The sequence below is a fragment of the Burkholderia sp. BCC1638 genome (assembly GCF_902833195.1).
Taxonomy (GTDB): Bacteria; Pseudomonadota; Gammaproteobacteria; order Burkholderiales; family Burkholderiaceae; genus Burkholderia; species Burkholderia diffusa.
In genome coordinates this window covers 49808-62616 of sequence record NZ_CADFEC010000001.1, presented here as the reverse complement: position 1 = coordinate 62616, position 12809 = coordinate 49808, and the positions used below count along the sequence as shown (strand labels likewise).

General features: G+C 68.9%; 11 protein-coding genes. 7 read left to right on the top strand and 4 right to left on the bottom strand.

Going from position 1 to position 12809, the window contains the following annotated elements:
• Window positions 1-15 precede the first annotated feature (15 nt).
• The 3 genes from HWX22_RS00300 (at window position 16) to mmsB (ending at window position 3988) form a co-directional block, all read left to right on the top strand.
• Window positions 16-1335 carry an MFS transporter gene (locus HWX22_RS00300; RefSeq protein WP_175912505.1) on the top strand — a complete coding sequence of 440 codons (1320 nt, stop codon included), beginning with the start codon at window positions 16-18 and terminating at the stop codon, window positions 1333-1335.
• 122 nt (window positions 1336-1457) lie between these two features.
• Window positions 1458-2984 carry a CoA-acylating methylmalonate-semialdehyde dehydrogenase gene (locus tag HWX22_RS00295; protein WP_175914795.1) on the top strand — a complete coding sequence of 509 codons (1527 nt, stop codon included), beginning with the start codon at window positions 1458-1460 and terminating at the stop codon, window positions 2982-2984.
• Between the two features lie 113 nt (window positions 2985-3097).
• Window positions 3098-3988, top strand: a complete 891-nt coding sequence (gene mmsB / locus HWX22_RS00290) for a 3-hydroxyisobutyrate dehydrogenase (protein ID WP_175914794.1) — start codon at window positions 3098-3100, stop codon at window positions 3986-3988.
• 112 nt (window positions 3989-4100) lie between these two features.
• Here the strand turns inward: mmsB and HWX22_RS00285 are convergent, their stop codons facing one another.
• The 4 genes from HWX22_RS00285 to HWX22_RS00270 form a co-directional block, all read right to left on the bottom strand.
• Window positions 4101-4433 carry a hypothetical protein gene (locus HWX22_RS00285; RefSeq protein ID WP_059818855.1) on the bottom strand — a complete coding sequence of 111 codons (333 nt, stop codon included), beginning with the start codon at window positions 4431-4433 and terminating at the stop codon, window positions 4101-4103.
• Window positions 4434-4650: 217 nt separating this feature from the next.
• Window positions 4651-7086 carry a c-type cytochrome gene (locus HWX22_RS00280; RefSeq protein WP_175914793.1) on the bottom strand — a complete coding sequence of 812 codons (2436 nt, stop codon included), beginning with the start codon at window positions 7084-7086 and terminating at the stop codon, window positions 4651-4653.
• Window positions 7076-7582, bottom strand: a complete 507-nt coding sequence (locus tag HWX22_RS00275; protein WP_059818854.1) for a (2Fe-2S)-binding protein — start codon at window positions 7580-7582, stop codon at window positions 7076-7078. The genes HWX22_RS00280 and HWX22_RS00275 overlap by 11 nt, the downstream gene beginning before the upstream one ends.
• A 196-nt stretch (window positions 7583-7778) precedes the next feature.
• Entirely contained in the window at window positions 7779-8942 is a 1164-nt protein-coding gene (locus HWX22_RS00270; RefSeq protein ID WP_059818853.1) for an FAD-dependent monooxygenase, read from the bottom strand.
• A gap of 299 nt (window positions 8943-9241) precedes the next feature.
• Here HWX22_RS00270 and HWX22_RS00265 point away from each other — a divergent pair, with 299 nt between their 5' ends.
• The 4 genes from HWX22_RS00265 to HWX22_RS00250 are packed head-to-tail and all read left to right on the top strand — an operon-like array spanning window position 9242 to window position 12607.
• Window positions 9242-9994, top strand: a complete 753-nt coding sequence (locus tag HWX22_RS00265) for an Asp/Glu racemase (RefSeq protein WP_175912500.1) — start codon at window positions 9242-9244, stop codon at window positions 9992-9994.
• 26 nt (window positions 9995-10020) lie between these two features.
• Window positions 10021-10851, top strand: coding sequence for an alpha/beta hydrolase (locus HWX22_RS00260; protein ID WP_059818851.1), 831 nt, complete (start codon window positions 10021-10023; stop codon window positions 10849-10851).
• A gap of 48 nt (window positions 10852-10899) precedes the next feature.
• Window positions 10900-11940 (top strand): 2,5-dihydroxypyridine 5,6-dioxygenase, encoded by a 1041-nt coding sequence (locus HWX22_RS00255; protein ID WP_175914792.1) that lies wholly within the window; start codon window positions 10900-10902, stop codon window positions 11938-11940.
• A 19-nt stretch (window positions 11941-11959) separates the two neighbouring features.
• On the top strand, window positions 11960-12607 hold the full coding sequence (locus HWX22_RS00250) for an isochorismatase family protein (RefSeq protein ID WP_175914791.1): 648 nt from the start codon (window positions 11960-11962) through the stop codon (window positions 12605-12607).
• The last annotated feature ends 202 nt before the right edge of the window (window positions 12608-12809 follow it).

Here is a 12809-nt window from a genome sequence, read left to right as displayed (position 1 = left end):
AAATACGGAGACACCATGCAGACGCGATCCACCCTCGATGAGCATGCCGCCGTCGCGACGCCGGCCCCTGCCCGCACCGCGAGGCACTACCTGCTGGCCGGCTGGGCCAGCATGGCCGGCACCACGATCGAGTGGTACGACTTCTTCCTCTACGGCACCGCCGCCGCGCTCGTATTCAACCGCATCTTCTTCCCGTCGCTGGACCCCGTCGTCGGCACGCTCGCCGCGTTCGGCACGTTCGCGGTCGGCTTCATCGGGCGGCCGATGGGCGGCATCGTGTTCGGCCACTTCGGCGACCGCATCGGCCGCAAGTCGATGCTGATGATCACGCTGCTGCTGATGGGCGTGCCGAGCATGATCATCGGGCTGATCCCGTCGTACGACCGCATCGGCTACTGGGCTGCCGCCCTGCTGATCGCGATGCGCTTCCTGCAGGGGATGGCGGTCGGCGGCGAATGGGGCGGCGCGGTGCTGATGGCCGTCGAGCACGCGCCGAAGGGCCGCAAGGGGCTGTTCGGCAGCCTGCCGCAGACGGGCGTCGGGCTCGGGCTGATCCTGTCGTCGGTCGCGATGGCGGCGGTGGCCGCGCTGCCCGAAGCCGACATGCTGTCGTGGGGCTGGCGCGTGCCGTTCCTCGCGAGCATCGCGCTCGTCGGCCTCGGCTGGTTCATCCGCGCGAAGGTGCCGGAGTCGCCGGACTTCGAGAAGATGCAGCGCCAGGGCAAGGCCGAGAAGTCGCCGGTGACGGCCGCGCTGCGCCGCCATCCGCGCGAGGTGCTGACGATCGTCGGCGCGCGCGCCGCCGAGAACACGTGGTTCTACATGGTCGTCACGTTCGCGCTCGCCTATGCAACGCAGCAGTTGCACCTGCCGAAGGCCGACATGCTGCACGCGATCACGGCCGGCGCGGCGCTGTCGCTCGTCACGATGCCGCTGTGCGGGCATCTGAGCGACCGCATCGGCCAGCGCCGGATGTTCGCGATCGGCCTCGTGCTGATGTGCGCGTTCGCCGCGCCGTTCTTCATGATGCTCGGCACGCAGCAGACGTCGTACGCATGGTGGGCGATCGTGCTCGGCCTCGGCGTCGTGTTCCCGATTCTTTACGCACCGGAGTCGCTGCTGTTCGCGCAGCAGTTCCCGGCGGAAATCCGCTACAGCGGCATCTCGCTGTCGGTGCAGCTCGCCGGCGTGATCGGCGGCGGCTTCGCGCCGATGATCGCGACGTCGCTGCTCAAAGCGGGCGGCGGCCAGCCGCACTACGTGATCGCGTACCTCGTCGGCTTCGGCGTATTCGCGCTCGCGTGCACCGCACTGATGCGTCCGGCACGGACGTAACGCATCGACGCCCGCCGGCCCGTCCTTACCCGGTTTCCATTCGACCTGCCGTCCGCCGTGGCCGAACGCGCGACGGACGCAGGGCACCCATTTTCTTCGCACCACCGTTTCCGGAGAGTTCCATGAACGCCGCAGTTCCCCAGACCACCCTCGCCCTGCCCACCGCCAAGCTGCTGATCGACGGCGCGTTCGTCGATTCGCAAAGCGCCGAATGGGGCGACATCGTCAACCCCGCGACGCAGGAAGTGATCGGCCGCGTGCCGTACGCGACGCTCGACGAGGTCGATGCCGCGATCGCGTCCGCGCAGCGCGCGTTCCAGACCTGGAAGACGACGCCGATCGGCGCGCGGCTGCGCATCATGCTGAAGTTCCAGGATCTGGTGCGCCGCAATCTCGAACGGATCGCGCACACGCTGACGGCCGAGCAAGGCAAGACGCTGCCCGACGCGCAGGGCGACATCTTCCGCGGCCTCGAAGTGGTCGAGCACGCATGCTCGATCGGCACGCTGCAGCAAGGCGAGTTCGCGGAGAACGTCGCGGGCGGCGTCGACACCTACACGCTGCGCCAGCCGATCGGCGTGTGCGCGGGCATCACGCCGTTCAACTTCCCCGGCATGATCCCGCTGTGGATGTTCCCGATGGCGATCGTGTGCGGCAACACGTTCGTGCTGAAACCGTCCGAGCAGGATCCGCTGTCGACGATGCAGCTCGTCGAGCTCGCGATCGAGGCCGGCGTGCCGATGGGCGTGCTGAACGTCGTGCACGGCGGCAAGATGGTGGTCGACCGCCTCTGCACGCACCCGGACATCAAGGCGATCTCGTTCGTCGGCTCGACGCGCGTCGGCACGCACGTGTACAACCTCGGCAGCCAGCACGGCAAGCGCGTGCAGTCGATGATGGGCGCGAAGAATCACGCGGTCGTGCTGCCGGATGCGCATCGCGAGCAGTCGATCAACGCGCTGGTCGGCGCGGGCTTCGGCGCGGCCGGCCAGCGCTGCATGGCGACGTCGGTCGTGGTGCTGGTCGGCAAGGCGCGTGACTGGCTGCCCGATCTGGTCGAAAAGGCGAAGGCGCTGAAGGTCAACGCCGGTGCGGAAGCCGGCACGGACGTCGGCCCGGTCGTGTCGAAGGCGGCGAAGGCGCGCATCCTGTCGCTGATCGACGCGGGCGTGAAGGAAGGCGCGACGCTGCTGCTCGACGGCCGCGACGTGACGGTGCCCGGCTACGAGCACGGCAACTTCGTCGGCCCGACGATCTTCTCGGGCGTGACGACCGACATGTCGATCTACACGGAAGAAATCTTCGGGCCGGTGGTGGTCGTGCTCGAAGCCGACACGCTCGACGACGCGATCGCGCTCGTCAACGCGAACCCGATGGGCAACGGCGTCGGCCTCTTCACGCAGAGCGGCGCGGCCGCGCGCAAGTTCCAGAGCGAGATCGACGTCGGTCAAGTCGGCATCAACATCCCGATTCCGGTGCCGGTCCCCTACTTCAGCTTCACCGGCTCGCGCGGCTCGAAGCTCGGCGATCTCGGCCCGTACGGCAAGCAGGTCGTGCAGTTCTACACGCAGACGAAGACGGTCACCGCGCGCTGGTTCGACGACGACGCGACGGCCGGCGGCGTGAACACGACGATCGCGTTGCGCTGAGCGCGAAGCATGGGACCGGACCAAGCGCTAAAGCGCCAAGTCCGGTCGACCGCGAAGCATGGGACCGGACTAAGCGCTGAAGCGCCAAGTCCGGTCGACACAGGAGCCTGTACATGGAAATTGCATTCATCGGACTCGGCAACATGGGCGGCCCCATGGCCGCCAACCTGCTCAAGGCCGGTCACACGCTGACGGTATTCGACCTCGATGCGAACGCGGTCGACACCGCCGTGCGTGCGGGCGCGACGGCGGCCGCGTCGCCGCGTGACGCGGCCGCCCGCGCGTCGCTGGTGATCACGATGCTGCCGGCCGCGCAGCACGTGCGCGCGGTTTATCTCGGCGACGACGGCGTGCTGGCCGGCGCGCACGCCGGCGCGACGTTCGTCGACTGCAGCACGATCGATCCGGACACCGTGCGCGCGCTGGCCGACGCCGCCGCGCAGCGCGACTTCCCGCTCGCCGATGCGCCGGTGTCGGGCGGCACCGGCGGCGCGCAGGCCGGCACGCTGACCTTCATGGTCGGCGCGGAAAGCGCGCTGTTCGAGCGCATCCGCCCGGTGCTGCTCGACATGGGGAAGAATGTCGTGCATTGCGGCGGCACGGGCACCGGGCAGATCGCGAAGATCTGCAACAACCTGCTGCTCGGAATCTCGATGATGGGCGTGTCGGAAGCGATGGCGCTCGGCGCCGCGCTCGGCATCGATCCGGCCGTGCTGGCCGGCATCATCAACACGTCGACCGGCCGCTGCTGGAGCTCGGACGCGTATAACCCATACCCGGGCGTGAACGACGCGGCGCCCGCCGCGCGCGGCTACTCGGGCGGTTTCGCCGCGAACCTGATGCTGAAGGATCTCGGGCTCGCGACCGAAGCCGCGCGCAGCGCACGGCAGCCGGTGTGGATGGGTGCGCTCGCGCAGCAGCTTTATCAGTCGATGAACCAGCAAGGGCTCGGCACGCTGGACTTCTCCGCGTGCGTGAAGCTGTACGAGGCGCAGCCCGCGTAACGCGACCGACGGACGTGCGTCGGCCCGCGATGCCCGTCAACGGCATCGCGGGTCGATTCGTTTCCGGAGCAGCACGGGCGTGGAGGCCACGGCCGCGCGGGCGACGCGGCGCTTATCCGCGCGGGTTCGACGCCGTCTCGAAGGTCGGATGGCACTCGAACGCGAGTTCCGAGCGCGCGTCGACGCGGCGGCCGCCGGTCACCGACTCCTGCTTCAGGCTCGCGCGCATGCCGCGCTGCGTGCAGTAGTTGGTCGCTTCGTTGACGGCTTTTTCATGGGCGTCGGCCCACGTCGTCGACATGCCGAGCGTGCGCGTCGTCACGGTGAAGACGTTCGGGTTCGACGTCGTGGTCACGTCGGAGGCGGTTGAACACGCGGCGAGCAAGCATGCAGCGGCCGCGATGGTCAACCCTCGCAGGGATCGAAAAGGTACAGGGATGGACATGGGGGGCAAGCGCACGTCGATTCGACGGCATTGAGCAACATAGGCGACAGTATGCCTGCCCGATTGCCGGAGATCATGCCCTTTTCGATGAACACATTGTTTCGAATGGTTAAACGATGGGTGTCCGCGGCAAGATTTACGAGGCCGCGGCGCGCCCGGCGTTGCCCCGTGTGTCGCTTTTTCTCCGGCCGCCGTACTGCTTCTTCACGTGCGCCGGTCAGTGCGAGCGTGCCTGCCTGATTCTCGCCGAGGCTTCCTCCAGGTTTCGCCACGCCGGTTGACCGGGCGCGTAGCGCGCGCGGATGTACGCGGCAAGCTCGGCCATCTGCCGGTCGTCGAACGCGTCGCGGAAACCCGGCATGTAGCCGAGCGCGTCGGTGGCCGGATGGTCGATCCCGTCGTGCAGCACCCGCAGCAGGTTGTCGGGCGCGGCCTGGCTGACGCTCGTGTTGAGCCCCATCAGCGGACGCACGCCGAAATGCCCGACCCCGCCCGATTCCGAGTGACACACCGCGCACGCGGCATCGAACGCGCGCCGACCGCTCTCGAGGCCGAGCGTCGCGACGGCTTCCGCACCGTGCGCACGGCGGGTCGCCGTGTCGGCCGCCACGGCCGCATCGACGGGCGGCGACAGCGACGTCAGATAATGCGCGATCGCCCGAACGTCCGATTCGGGCAGCGCCGCGAGCCCCGCGACCACCGGTGCCATCGGCCCAGCCGCGACGCCGTGCTGCGCGGAGAAACCGGTGCGCAGGTAGTCGAACAGCGCGTCTTCGGTCCACGGCACCGGTGACGCCGGCGACGCGACGAGTGGCGGAGCGACCCATCCCTCGGCCTCGCCGCCGGCCAGGTACGCGCGCCCGCCCTGTTCCGCGCCGAATGCGTTGCGCGGCGTATGGCAAGCGCCGCAGTGCGCGGCGCCGTCGACCAGATACTTGCCGCGATTCCATGTCGCGGAGCGCGCCGGGTCCGGCGCGAACGGCCGCGCGTCGTGAAACAGCCAGTTCCATCCGGCGACGAGGCGCCGCTGGTCGAGCGGGAACGGCAGCTTCGTCTTCGGCGGTGCATGCGTCACCGGCGGCCGCGACATCAGATAGGCATAGAGCGCGAGCAGGTCGGGCTCGCTCAGCTTCGCGAACGCGGTGTACGGAAACGCCGGATACAGATGCGTGCCGTCGCGGCCGATGCCTTCGCGCATCGCACGCGCAAACGCCGGATACGACCATGCGCCGATGCCGGTTTCCGGATCGGGCGTGATGTTGGTCGTGTAGATCGTGCCGAACGGTGTGTCGAGCGCGAGACCGCCCGCGTTGGGTGCGCCGCCGGGCGCGGTATGACAGACCGCGCAATCGCCGGCGAGCGCGATCAGGCGACCGCGTTCGAGCGTCGCCGCGCTCCACATCGCGCCGTCCGCACCGCCCGATGCGATCGGCGCGATCGGTGCCGGGCCCGGCAGAATCGCGCACGCGAGCCCGATCAGCCCGCCGACCACCCCGCCCGCGCCACCGCCAGCGAGCCAGCGGCGCCAGCGCGACGACGCACGGCGCGACGTGCCGGAATGGCTCTCGCCTGAATCCACCGGTGCCGGCCGAGTCAGCGCCTCGCGAATGCGCGCGGCATCGAACGGCGGCGCGCGAAAACGCACGCCCGTCGCGTCATGCAGCGCGTTCGCGATTGCGGCCGCGGCCGGCGCGGCCGCCTGCTCGATCCGTTGCGCATCGTACGCCGACAGCGAGCGGGCGCGATCCGCGCCCGGCGCGGCGTCGTCGAACGCGACGAGTTCATGCGCGATCGCATCCGGCGCGACATCGCCGCCGGTCTCGTCATGCGCCGGCCGCGCGGACAGCCGCGCGCCCATCACGCGCGAAATCGTCGCCTCGATCTGCCATGCGGGCAAGCCCGCCATCGACGCCCGCCCGGGATTGCCGGTGCCCTGTCCGGCGACGACGCGGCGCACCGCGACCTCGCCCGTCGCACGATCGACGTCGAGATCGACGACCCACGCGGACCAGTGCGGGGCGTTGTCGCGACCCGCATCGGCTTGCACGTTTTCGTCCCCGGACGACGCATCGGGCGCACCGGCCCCGTCGAATGCAAAGCCGCGTCCGTTCAAGCGGTCGGATACGTGCGCCGTCGCCGGTTCGCCCCACGCGGCGCGTTCGCTGACCATCCGGATAATCTCGCGCGGCCCAGCATCGCGCGACGCATCAAGATGCTGCAGACGCAATGCGACCGGATCGCGCTTCAGCGCACCGGCCAGCTCGTCGACGAACGATTCGCGCGCGAACGCGTGCGCATGGCCGGGAATCGCGTGGTGGATGTCGGCCATCTCGATCGACGTCTGCGCATGTCGATAGACGAACGGCGAAGATGGTGTCAACGCCCCGCCCTCCGCCATCGCGCGCCGCACATCCGCCGTCTCACCGGCCTGCGCGCGATAGCGCCACGTCGTCATCCGGCCATCGGCGGTGGTCCTTGTTTCGACATCGAACGACGCCTGCGCGCGCGTATCGCCGATCGGCCACTCGTAGCGCCCGCGATGCGTGCACGCCGTGTCATCCGCACGCCGCGCCGAACCGGCCGCCACTTCATCGCATCGCACATCGTCCGCATCGGTTTCGGGCTGCGCGGGCACGCTCGGGTCATGCTTCATCGCCGTCATCCCGCAGATAGCGCGCGGCCCGATGCACCGCGCGGATGATCTCCAGGTGCGTGCCGCAGCGGCAAAGATTGAAGCGCAACGCGTCGCGAATCGTCGCATCGTCCGGCAACGGATTGCGGTCGAGCAGCGCTTTCGTGCTCATGATCATCCCGTTCAGGCAATAGCCGCACTGCGCGGCCTGCTCGTCGATGAACGCGCGCTGGATCGGATGCGGCGCGGCGCGCGAGCCGAGCCCTTCGAGCGTCGTCACGTCGCGCCCATGTGCGGCGGCGGCCGGCACGACGCACGCGCGCGTCGCCTGCCCGTCGACCAGCACCGTGCATGCACCGCACTGGCCGAACCCGCAGCCGTACTTCGGGCCGTTGAGCGCGCAGTCGTTGCGCAGGATCAGCAGCAGCGGCGCGTCGGGCGCGGCTGCGTCGAACGTGAGCGGCGTGCCGTTCACGCGAAACGCGAGCGGCCGCGACGGAGAAGCGGGATGGGACATGAATGGATCCGGAATGCGGGGCGCGGGCCGGAAGACCGGCGGGCCGAGGCCTGGGGCCGGCGGCGGGCACGGCCGCCGACTCGCGACGGCCGGCATCGCGCGCAACGCCGACGTATAACACGCCGAAATGCGCGCGTGCCGCCGCGTCGATCGACGATATGGCGGCGCGGCATCCGGCTCGGACACCGCGCGCGCGTCAGGCAACGGCCGCCACGTTGCCGCGCGACGGTGACGGTGACACGAGCGGCACGTCGAACACGTCGTAGCCGAACACCCACGACGGATCCTCGTTGGTGCGCAGCCACGTGTTGTTGTGCGACACGAGCTGCACCTTCGACGCACGCGCCGCGCGATTCGTCTCATACAGCGCGAACGCACCCGCGTGATCGCCGATGCCGACTTCGTCGAGACAGCGCGTGAGCATCGCCGCATCCTCGATCGCCATCGCCGCGCCCTGCGCCATGTGCGGCTTCATCGGATGGCACGCATCGCCGAGCAGCACGAGACGGCCGCGGCTCCACAACGGCAGCGGGTCGCGTTCGAGCAGCGGCCACTTGGTGATCGACGGCGACACGTCGATCAGATGCTGGATGTCGGCATGGAAACCCGCGAACGCCTCGCGCATTTCATCGCGGCTGCTGTCGACCATCGACACGCCTTCCGGCCACTCGGCCTGCGGCACGCCGGTCACGTAGTAGTACTCGTCGCGCTTCTCGGTCACGTAGTAGACCATCATGTGACGATCCTCCGACCACCACTTCACGCACATGTCGTACGGCTTGTTGCCGAGCAGCGATGCCGGGAACACCGCGCGATGCGCGACGTAGCCTGTATAGCGCGGCGGCTCCGCACCGAGCAGATGCTCGCGGATCCGCGAATTCACGCCGTCCGCGCCGATCACGATGTCGGCCGTCTCGGCGCTGCCGTCGGCGAACGTCAGACGCACCGCGTCGCCGGTGTCCTCCACCGACGCGAGCCGCTTGCCGAAGCGGATCGTGCCGGGTGTCACCGCCTGCGTCATCAGCGCATGGAAATCGCCGCGATGCACGGTCAGGTAGCTCGCGCCGTAGGTCTTGCGCGCGTAGTCGCCGAGCGGAATCTGCGACAACACGTCGGCCGTCCGCCAGTCGCGGCTGTACCAGTAATCCGGATGCGAGCCCATCGTCTCCAGCGCGTCCTCGCACCCGATGCGCCGCATGATCTTCATCACGTTCGGGCCGAGATGAATGCCCGCGCCGAGGCGCGAGAACGCCGGCGCCTGCTCGTACAGCGCGACGTCGTAGCCGCGGCGCTGCAGAAGCGCCGCGGCGGCCGTGCCGCCGAGACCGGCGCCGATGATTGCGATACGTGGTTTGCTCATGCGGATCTCCTGATCGTGAGCCCGTCGCCGAACGCGGCACGGAGAACGGGCGAATTGAATGGCGTCTATGTAGCGTACACACTCAATTTATTCAGAACAAGCGGATTGTTGTCGGCGATTCAATCATCCGGGAAAACACCAATATTTCCTCAACTTTACGCACTCGTAAATGATGACTGCCGAACGGCGATCATTTTGATCCATTGCCATTTTCAAATGTACACACTAGACTTTGCTCGAAATCAGGCGATCTCGCGCCAGCGTGCCGCCCCACCCTTACCGACACGGAGCCTCCCGTCATGAGCAAGACCTACCGCATCGGCCAGATCGTGCCGAGTTCCAACACGACGATGGAAACCGAGATTCCCGCGATGCTGCGGTTGCGCGAGGCGATCCGGCCCGAGCGCTTCACGTATCACTCGAGCCGGATGCGGATGAAGAAGGTCGTCAAGGAAGAACTCGCGGCGATGGATGCCGAATCCGACCGCTGCGCGGTGGAGCTGAGCGATGCGCGCGTCGACGTGCTCGGCTACGCGTGCCTCGTCGCGATCATGGCGATGGGCCGCGGCTATCACCGCGTGTCGCAGGCGCGCCTCACGAAACACACGGCCGACAACGGCGCGCAGGCGCCGGTGCTGACGAGCGCGGGCGCGCTCGTCGACGCCTTGAAGGTGATCGGCGCGAAGCGCATCGTGGTGGTCGCGCCGTACATGCTGCCGCTGACCGAACTCGTGGTCGATTACATCCGCAACGAAGGCTATGAAGTGATCGCGTATCGCGCGCTCGAGATTCCCGACAACCTCGACGTCGGCCGCCACGACCCGGCACGCCTGCCCGACATTGTGAAGACGCTGCCGTACCAGGACGCCGATGCGATCGTGCTGTCGGCGTGCGTGCAGATGCCGTCGTTGCCGGCTGTTGCGAAAGTCGAGGCGATGACGGGCAAGCCCGTGATCACGGCTGCGATCGCGACGACCTACGCGATGCTGCGCGAACTCGATCTCGAACCGGTCGTGCCGGGCGCCGGCGCGCTGCTGTCCGGCGCGTACTGAGCCCCCCGCTACTTCGGAGCCTCTCCATGTCCTCGACTTTCCTGTACGGCGCAAACGTCCGCGCGAACGGCATCCGCCAGCACTACCTGCGCTACGGCGGCGCGACAGGCGCGCGCGCGTCGCGACCCGCCATCGTGCTGATTCCCGGCATCACGAGCCCCGCGATCACGTGGGGCTTCGTCGGCGAAGTGTTCGGCGCGGCGTTCGACACCTATGTGCTCGACGTGCGCGGTCGCGGGCTGTCCGACGCGTCGCCGTCGCTCGACTACGGCCTCGACGCGCAGGCCGACGACGTCGCGGCGCTCATCGCCGCGCTCGGCCTGCCGCGCACGAGCCTCGTCGGCCATTCGATGGGCGCGCGGATCGCCGCGCGCGCGGCGCGGCGCGACATCGGCGGTCTCGAGTCGGTCGTGCTCGTCGATCCGCCGGTGTCGGGCCCGAACCGCCGCGACTATCCGGGCAAGCTGCCGTGGTACATCGACTCGATGACGCTCGCGCGCGCCGGCACCGACGCCGAAGGGATGCGCGCGTTCTGTCCGACCTGGACCGACGCCGAACTGCAATTGCGCGCCGAATGGCTGCACACGTGCGACGAGCGAGCGGTGCGCGCGTCGTACGAAGGCTTCCACACCGACGACTTCCACGCGGATGCCGCACGACTGACCGTGCCGTCCCTGCTGATCACGGCCGAGCGCGGCGACGTGGTGCGCGACGACGACGTCGCTGAATTGCAGCACGCGACACCGTCGATGCGGCACGTGCGCGTGCCCGACGCCGGCCACATGATCCCGTGGGACAACGCGGCGGGCTTCTACGCGGCCTTCGGCGACTTCCTCGGCGCGCCGCTCGCGGCCTGATTCCACGTCGCCCCCCCTTTTCCCTTCACGCTTTTACCGGAGCCGACGATGCCAGTCAGCGACTATCAACTGATCGACGCGTGGAAGCAGGTGCTCACGCTGTCGCGCCTCGAACCGGGCCAGACCGTCACGATCCTGACGAGCGCGGCCACTCACCCGCAGACGCTGTCGTGCGCGCTGATCGCGACGCAATCGATGGGCGCGATCGTCAACCGGCTCGACCTGCCGCCGGTGAACGGCGAGAACGCGTTCAGCCGCGACCCGCTCGCGTATCTCGGCACGACGCCGCTGACCGGCAACCGAGCCGCAATCGCCGCGCTGCGCGAGAGCGACCTCGTGCTCGACCTGATGACGCTGCTGTTCTCGCCCGAGCAGCACGACATCCTGAAGTCCGGCACGAAGATCCTGCTCGCGGTCGAGCCGCCCGAGGTGCTGGTGCGCATGCTGCCAACGCTGGCCGATCGCACGCGCGTGCTCGGTGCCGCGAAAAAAATCGCCGCCGCGCGCGAGATGCGCGTGACCTCCGCGGCCGGCACCGCCCTCGTGTGCCCGCTCGGCGATTTCCCGCCGACCGCCGAATACGGCTTCGTCGACGCGCCGGGCCGCTGGGACCACTGGCCGAGCGGTTTCGCGCTGACCTACCCGAACGATCGCACCGCGCGCGGCACGATCGTGATCGATCGCGGCGACATCCTGCTGCCGCAGAAGCACTACGTGAGCGAGCCGATCGCGCTGACCGTCGAAGGCGGTTACGCGACGCGCATCGAAGGCGGCATCGACGCCGATCTGCTGCGGGACTACATGGAAACCTTCGCCGACCCGGAAGGCTACGCGATCTCGCACATCGGCTGGGGGCTGCAGCCGCGTGCGCGCTGGTCGACGCTCGGCCTGTACGACCGCGAGGCGACGATCGGGATGGATGCGCGAGCGTTCGAAGGCAACTTCCTGTTCTCGCTCGGCCCGAACAACGAAGGCGGCGGCAATCGAACGACCACCTGCCACATCGACATCCCGCTGCGCCGCTGCACGGTCGAGCTCGACGGCGAGACCGTCGTGCGCGACGGCCGCGTGACCGACCAACCCGCCTGACAGACGAGTGCCCGACACCATGACCGACCTTTCCCATCATGCCGAAGCGAACGTCTATCGCCAGCAGGGTTTCGGCACGCCGCTGCCGCCGCACGGCAACATCGGACTGCTGATCGTCGACTTCGTGGCCGGCTTCGCCGATCCCGCGACGTTCGGCGGCGGCAACATCGCGCCGGCGATCGCGCGCACGACGCGGGCGCTCGCGCTCGCGCGCGAACGCGGCTGGCCGGTCGCGCACAGCCGCATCGTGTACGCGGACGACGGCAGCGACGACAACGTGTTCTCGCTGAAGGTGCCCGGCATGGCGACGCTGACCGAGCACCATCCGAACAGCGCGATCGTGCCCGAACTCACGCCTGCCGCCGGCGAACTCGTCGTGCGCAAGACCGTGCCGTCGGCGTTTTTCGGCACGCAGCTTGCACCGTGGCTCGCGCAGCGCGCGGTGCAGACGCTGCTCGTTGCCGGCGCGGTGACGAGCGGCTGCGTGCGCGCGAGCGTGGTCGACGCGATGTCGCACGGGTTCCGTCCGCTCGTGCTTGCCGATTGCGTCGGCGATCGCGCGATCGCGCCGCACGACGCGAACCTGTTCGACATGCAGCAGAAATATGCGGCCGTGATGCCGCTCGATGATGCGATCGCGGCGATCGATACCGTGCACGCGCGCTGAGCCGCCACGCCACTCCGTGCCGCGCGGGCGGCGGCCTGGCCGTCGCCCGCGCCCTCACCCTTCACCCGCGTGCGATTGACGCTGCGGTTTTGGCGACCTAGATTGACCGCGTGCGCCGTCGCGCAAGCCCAGGCCGCCACCTCGTGCGCGGCACGCAGCGTCTGCACGCCGAAGCCCGTGCGCCCGCCAGCCGCGCCCTCTC

What these genes read in the sequence shown, in the direction of transcription:
- HWX22_RS00300 (WP_175912505.1), top strand. Translation starts at nt 16, where the DNA reads ATGCAGACGCGATCCACCCTCGATGAGCATGCCGCCGTCGCGACGCCG.
- HWX22_RS00295 (WP_175914795.1), top strand. Translation starts at nt 1,458, where the DNA reads ATGAACGCCGCAGTTCCCCAGACCACCCTCGCCCTGCCCACCGCCAAG.
- mmsB (WP_175914794.1), top strand. Translation starts at nt 3,098, where the DNA reads ATGGAAATTGCATTCATCGGACTCGGCAACATGGGCGGCCCCATGGCC.
- HWX22_RS00285 (WP_059818855.1), bottom strand. Translation starts at nt 4,433, where the DNA reads ATGTCCATCCCTGTACCTTTTCGATCCCTGCGAGGGTTGACCATCGCG.
- HWX22_RS00280 (WP_175914793.1), bottom strand. Translation starts at nt 7,086, where the DNA reads ATGAAGCATGACCCGAGCGTGCCCGCGCAGCCCGAAACCGATGCGGAC.
- HWX22_RS00275 (WP_059818854.1), bottom strand. Translation starts at nt 7,582, where the DNA reads ATGTCCCATCCCGCTTCTCCGTCGCGGCCGCTCGCGTTTCGCGTGAAC.
- HWX22_RS00270 (WP_059818853.1), bottom strand. Translation starts at nt 8,942, where the DNA reads ATGAGCAAACCACGTATCGCAATCATCGGCGCCGGTCTCGGCGGCACG.
- HWX22_RS00265 (WP_175912500.1), top strand. Translation starts at nt 9,242, where the DNA reads ATGAGCAAGACCTACCGCATCGGCCAGATCGTGCCGAGTTCCAACACG.
- HWX22_RS00260 (WP_059818851.1), top strand. Translation starts at nt 10,021, where the DNA reads ATGTCCTCGACTTTCCTGTACGGCGCAAACGTCCGCGCGAACGGCATC.
- HWX22_RS00255 (WP_175914792.1), top strand. Translation starts at nt 10,900, where the DNA reads ATGCCAGTCAGCGACTATCAACTGATCGACGCGTGGAAGCAGGTGCTC.
- HWX22_RS00250 (WP_175914791.1), top strand. Translation starts at nt 11,960, where the DNA reads ATGACCGACCTTTCCCATCATGCCGAAGCGAACGTCTATCGCCAGCAG.